The organism is Shigella sp. FC1544 (assembly GCF_001722145.1).
Classification (GTDB): domain Bacteria; phylum Pseudomonadota; class Gammaproteobacteria; order Enterobacterales; family Enterobacteriaceae; genus Escherichia; species Escherichia coli.
Window position 1 is genome coordinate 1 of sequence record NZ_MECT01000167.1, and the last position, 3,957, is coordinate 3,957.

The 3,957-nt window shown below is 49.1% G+C and carries 2 protein-coding genes and 3 pseudogenes; 3 read left to right on the top strand and 2 right to left on the bottom strand.

Annotated features, from left to right (window positions below):
• The coding region (locus tag BGK49_RS26355; protein ID WP_047664789.1) for an IS1 family transposase at positions 1 to 165 on the bottom strand (165 nt) is incomplete at its 3' end.
• A gap of 51 nt (positions 166 to 216) precedes the next feature.
• On the opposite strand from BGK49_RS26355, the pseudogene BGK49_RS10505 reads away from it, so the two are divergent.
• The 3 genes and pseudogenes from BGK49_RS10505 to BGK49_RS31005 all read left to right on the top strand — a co-directional run.
• Positions 217 to 2,001: pseudogene (locus BGK49_RS10505) on the top strand (fimbria/pilus outer membrane usher protein); the annotation flags it as partial.
• A 14-nt stretch (positions 2,002 to 2,015) separates the two neighbouring features.
• The gene (locus tag BGK49_RS10510) at positions 2,016 to 2,747 is read left to right on the top strand and encodes a fimbrial biogenesis chaperone (protein WP_000143529.1); all 732 of its coding nucleotides are present in this window, start codon (positions 2,016 to 2,018) and stop codon (positions 2,745 to 2,747) included.
• Positions 2,744 to 3,723: pseudogene (locus tag BGK49_RS31005) on the top strand (type 1 fimbrial protein). The gene BGK49_RS10510 and the pseudogene BGK49_RS31005 overlap by 4 nt, the downstream one beginning before the upstream one ends.
• Here the strand turns inward: BGK49_RS31005 and BGK49_RS26365 are convergent.
• Positions 3,658 to 3,957: pseudogene (locus BGK49_RS26365) on the bottom strand (IS1-like element IS1X2 family transposase); the annotation flags it as partial. The pseudogenes BGK49_RS31005 and BGK49_RS26365 overlap by 66 nt on opposite strands.

Consider the following 3,957-nt stretch of genomic DNA (forward strand, 5'->3'; position numbering starts at 1 on the left):
TTTCTGGTGCGTACCGGGCTGAGAGGCGGTGTAAGTGAACTGTAGTTGCCATGTTTTACGGCAATGAGAGCAGAGATAGCGCTGATGTCCGGCAGTGCTTTTGCCGTTACGCACCACGCCTTCAGTAGCGGAGCAGGAAGGACATCTGATGGAAATGGAAGCCACGCAAGCACCTTAAAATCACCATCATACACTAAATCAGTAAGTTGGCAGCATTACCCGCAATTAGGTTCAAAATTAACCCTCGGCGAAACGGATTTTAGTTCCAATATTTTCGACGGTTTTTCTTATACCGGTGCGGCACTGGCAAGTAACGATCGAATGTTGCCATGGGAACTACGCGGCTACGCCCCACAAATTAGCGGTATTGCACAGACCAATGCCACGGTGACGATCAGTCAATCAGGCCGCGTCATTTACCAGAAAAAAGTCCCACCAGGCCCATTTATCATTGACGACCTTAATCAGTCTGTTCAGGGCACACTGGATGTCAAAGTGACGGAAGAAGATGGTCGGGTGAACAATTTCCAGGTTTCGGCAGCATCGACGCCCTTCCTGACTCGTCAGGGACAGGTTCGCTATAAACTGGCCGCGGGTCAGCCACGGCCCTCCATGTCACATCAAACTGAAAATGAAACCTTTTTTAGCAATGAAGTTTCCTGGGGGATGCTGTCAAACACCTCGCTGTACGGCGGCCTGCTGCTTTCTGGTGATGACTACCATTCTACCGCAATGGGTATTGGGCAAAATATGCTGTGGCTTGGTGCGCTGTCGTTTGATGTCACGTGGGCCAGTAGCCATTTTGATACTCAGCAGGACGAGCGGGGCTTAAGCTACCGTTTTAATTACAGCAAACAAGTGGATGCCACTAACAGCACGATTTCCCTCGCCGCTTATCGTTTCTCCGATCGTCATTTTCACAGCTACGCCAACTATCTGGATCACAAATACAACGACAGCGATGCGCAGGACGAAAAACAGACGATCAGCTTATCTGTGGGCCAACCGATTACCCCACTAAACCTCAATCTTTACGCCAACCTGCTACATCAAACCTGGTGGAATGCAGACGCCTCCACGACCGCCAACATCACGGCAGGTTTTAATGTTGATATTGGTGACTGGAGAGATATCTCTATTTCGACGTCATTCAATACAACCCATTACGAAGATAAAGATCACGACAACCAGATTTACCTGTCGATTTCGCTCCCCTTCGGTAACGGTGGTCGGGTTGGCTATGACATGCAAAACAGTAGCCACAGCACCACACACCGCATGTCGTGGAACGATACGCTGGATGAACGTAATAGCTGGGGCATGTCTGCCGGACTGCAATCCGACCGTCCTGACAATGGAGCCCAGGTGAGCGGCAACTATCAGCACCTGAGTTCAGCGGGTGAGTGGGATATTTCTGGTACCTATGCCGCCAATGATTACAGTTCCGTCAGCAGCAGCTGGAGCGGTTCTTTCACCGCAATCCAATATGGTGCAGCGTTTCATCGCCACAGCTCCACCAATGAACCACGCCTGATGGTCAGCACCGATGGCGTGGCAGATATTCCGGTTCAGGGCAATCTCGACTACACCAACCATTTTGGCATTGCGGTGGTACCGTTGATTTCCAGTTACCAGCCTTCCACCGTGGCGGTGAACATGAATGACTTACCCGACGGCGTAACAGTTGCAGAAAACGTTATCAAAGAAACGTGGATTGAAGGCGCGATAGGTTACAAATCACTGGCTTCCCGTTCCGGTAAAGACGTTAACGTCATCATTCGCAACGCCAGCGGTCAGTTTCCTCCCCTCGGAGCGGATATCCGCCAGGATGACAGCGGCATTAGCGTGGGGATGGTTGGCGAGGAAGGACATGCCTGGTTAAGCGGAGTCGCTGAAAATCAAAAGTTTACCGTGGTCTGGGGTGATAACCAGCATTGCTCGCTCCATCTTCCTGAACATATGGAAGACACCGCAAATCGCCTGATTTTACCTTGTCATTAATTAAGGAAATGAAAATGACATTTATGAAAGGACTCCCCCTTTTGTTGTTGGTTGCCAGTCTGTGCAGCCACGCTGCACTACAACCCGATCGCACTCGTATTGTGTTTAACGCTAATGATAAAGCTACCAGTCTGCGGGTGGATAATCGTAGCGATAAACTCCCCTACCTCGCTTATTCCTGGCTCGAAAATGAAAAAGGGGAGAAAAGCGATGATCTTCTGGTCGCCCTGCCGCCGATACAACGTCTGGAACCGAAAGCAACAACGCAGGTACGGATAGTAAAGCAAGCCTCGACCACAAAATTACCGGGCGATCGCGAAACGCTATTTTTCTACAATATGCGTGAAATTCCTCCCGCCCCGGAAAAAAACAGCGACCATGCCGTTCTGCAAGTCGCCATTCAGAGTCGTATCAAGGTGTTCTGGCGACCGGCTGCATTACGCAAGAAAGCAGGAGAAAAGGTCGAACTGCAGTTACAGGTCAGCCAGCAGGGCAACCAACTAACACTGAAAAATCCTACCGCGTATTATCTGACCATTGCCTACCTGGGACGAAATGAAAAAGGCGTTCTCCCCGGCTTCAAAACCGTGATGGTTGCGCCTTTTAGTACGGTCAACACAAACACCGGAAATTATAGCGGCAGCCAGTTTTATCTCGGTTATATGGATGATTACGGCGCGTTACGCATGACGACGCTCAACTGCAGCGGACAATGCCATTTACAAGCCGTGGAGGCGAAGAAATGAGTGCTGGCAAGGGAGTGTTGCTCGTCATCTGTCTGTTATTTCTGCCGTTGAAGTCTGCGCTTGCCCTGAACTGCTACTTTGGTTCATCCGGTGGCTCGGTAGAAAAATCAGAAGCGATTCAACCTTTTGCTGTACCAGGCAATGCCAAACTCGGCGATAAGATTTGGGAATCTGACGATATTAAAATTCCCGTCTATTGTGACAACAATACCAACGGCAATTTTGAAAGTGAGCATGTTTATGCCTGGGTAAACCCCTACCCGGGGGTGCAGGATCGCTATTATCAACTCGGCGTAACTTACAATGGCGTTGATTATGACGCCAACCAGGGAAAAAGCCGCATCGACACTAACCAGTGTATTGACAGTAGAACATTGACATTTATACCCCTGAGCAGATTATCGCGATGGGATGGCAGAACAAAATTTGCTCGGGTGATCCCGCTAATATTCACATGTCGCGTACCTTTCTCGCTCGCATGCGGTTATACGTCAAAATACGAGAAATGCCGCCGCATGATTATCAAAGTACGCTTAGCGACTATATCGTCGTGCAATTTGACGGTGCCGGTAGCGTTAACGAAGACCCTACTGCCCAAAACCTGAAATATCATATTACTGGTCTGGAAAACATTCGCGTGCTGGATTGCAGCGTCAATTTTTCCATTTCACCGGAAACACAGGTGATTGATTTTGGTAAATTTAATTTGCTGGATATTCGTCGCCACACAATGTCGAAAACATTCAGTATTAAGACGACAAAATCACAAAATGACCAATGCACCGACGGATTTAAAGTCAGTTCCTCCTTTTATACCGAAGAAACGTTGGTTGAAGAAGATAAAGCATTGTTGATTGGTAATGGTCTGAAGCTACGTTTGCTGGATGAAAACGCCGGTAATGACTCCAACTTACTGATAGTGTTTTATGTTCAGATAATGCCCGATGACCTTGTCATGCAGCTCCACCGATTTTGAGAACGACAGTGACTTCCGTCCCAGCCTTGCCAGATGTTGTCTCAGATTCAGATTATGTCGCTCAATGCGCTGAGTGTAACGCTTGCTGATAACGTGCAGCTTTCCCTTCAGGCGTGATTCATACAGCGGCCAGCCATCCGTCATCCATACCACGACCTCAAAGGCCGACAGCAGGCTCAGAAGACGCTCCAGTGTGGCCAGAGTGCGTTCACCGAAGACGTGCGCCACAACCGT

Bases quoted from the DNA above. Each gene is read 5' to 3' on its own strand.
- BGK49_RS10510 (WP_000143529.1), top strand. From the start codon at position 2,016: ATGACATTTATGAAAGGACTCCCCCTTTTGTTGTTGGTTGCCAGTCTG.